Raw genomic sequence first — 2105 nt, 5'->3', positions numbered from 1 at the left:
ACCAATACCGATGTGACGGTGGGAAGCACCTCGCTGAGCTTTACGCCCGCCAACTGGGATCAGAATCAGTCGGTCACGGTCAATGCGGCTCAAGACGACGATGCATCGGATGAGAGCGCGAGTATCTCCGTCTCGGCGACGGGCGGGGGCTATGGCAGTGCGACCGGCACCGTGGGTGTCGATGTGACCGACGATGACACCGAGGCCTTCATCCTGCCCTCGAATGATGTGAGCGTCAACGAGGGCAGTAACAGAACTTTCAGTATCGGGCTGGCGACCTTGCCGAGCGGGAGCGTGACAGTAACCTTGGCCCAGCCGACCAATACCGATGTGACGGTGAGCATTACCTCGCTGAGCTTTACCACCGGCAACTGGGATACGAATCAGACGGTCACGGTCAGTGCGGCCCATGACAACGATCTCGTGGACGACAGCGCGAGCATTTCCGTTTCGGCATCGGGCGGGGGCTATGGCAGCGTGACCGGCACCGTGGGTGTCGATGTGACGGACGATGACACTGGAACCCTCATCCTCCCGTCGAGCGATCTGGCTATCGACGAGGGTTCCAACGGCACGTTCAATGTGAAATTGTCGAACCAGCCGAGCGCGAACGTAACGGTGACCTTGACCCAGCCGACCAACACCGATGTCACGGTGGATACCAATACATCGACCAGCGGCAACCAGACCACGCTGACCTTCACCTCCTCCAACTGGAATGTGGATCAGGCGGTCACGGTGAGCGCCGCCGACGACGACGATATTTTGGACGATGATCTGGACGTGAGCATCTCCCTTTCGGCGGCGGGCGGTGGTTTCGCCGGTGTGAGCGGCACCGTGGTCGTCGATGTGACGGACGATGACGAAGCGGATTTGACGCTGCCTTCGAGCGATGTGAGCGTCGATGAGGGGAGCAGTACCACCTTTGCGGTGAAGTTGGCGACCCTGCCGAGCGAGAATATCACGGTAACGCTGACCCAGCCGAGCGATACCGACGTCACGGTGGATACCGACACCTCGACCAACGGCAACCAGACCACCTTGACCTTCACCACCGGCAACTGGAACGTGGATCAGAACGTCACGGTGAGCGCCGCCGAAGACGACGATGCTTGGGATGAGACGGACGTGACCATCTCCCTTTCGGCGGCGGGCGATGGTTACGACGATGTCGACGGCACCGTAAAAGTCGATGTGACGGACGACGACGAAGAGGCTCTGACCATCTCGTCGACCGATTTGGCGATCGTGGAGGGAGCGACGGATCAAGTGACATTCACGGTGAAGTTGGCGACCCTGCCAAGCGCCGATGTCACGCTGACCGTGACCCAACCGACCAATACCGACGTCGTGGCGGATGCCGATACATTTGAAGCCGGCGTTCAGACGACGCTGACTTTCAACCAAGATGATTGGAACGTGGATCGAGTGATCGGCGTGACGGCCGCACAAGACAACGATACCTCGAACGAAAGCGGGACCATCACGCTGTCGACCACCGGCGGCGGCTACAACGACATAAGCGAAGAGGTGGACGTAACCGTCACCGACGACGACGCCGCGGGTTTGGTCCTGCCATCGTCGGTGGGGGTCGACGAAGGGGATAACGAGACCATCGATGTGCGCTTGTCGTCCCTGCCGAGCGGAAATGTTACGGTGACCTTCACCCAGCCGAGCGATACCGACGTCAAGGTGGATACCGATACATCGACGAACGGCAATCAGACCACCTTGACCTTCACGGCCTCGAACTGGAATGTGAATCAACAAGTCAAGATATCCGCGGCCCAAGACAACGATTCCACGAACGACACAACGACCATCCCCTTTTCGGTCGCCGGTGGCGGCTACGCTGGTATCAGCGGCATGGTGACCGTCCGAATCACGGATGACGAGACGGATCGGCTGGATATATCGCAGACCAACCTGACCGTCGTCGAGGAGAGCAGCGTCACCTTCCAGGTGAAGTTGCTCTCGCAGCCGACCTCGAGCGTAACGGTGACGGTGGCTCAAACCCAACCGGCCAACGCCGATGTGAGCATCGATACCGATAGCAACACGAACGGCAACCAAAATACGCTCGCCTTCACGACCACCAACTGGAA

General features: G+C 59.5%; 1 protein-coding gene. It reads left to right on the top strand.

The annotated features are described in order from the left end of the window. Positions 1-18 precede the first annotated feature (18 nt). The coding region (locus BF99_RS0118900; RefSeq protein ID WP_197019228.1) for a beta strand repeat-containing protein at positions 19-2105 on the top strand (2087 nt) is incomplete at its 3' end.

The sequence above is a fragment of the Thioalkalivibrio sp. HK1 genome (assembly GCA_000583135.1).
Classification (GTDB): domain Bacteria; phylum Pseudomonadota; class Gammaproteobacteria; order HK1; family HK1; genus HK1.
The sequence above is the reverse complement of the archived record's forward strand: the minus strand, read 5'-3'. Positions and strand labels throughout refer to the sequence as shown.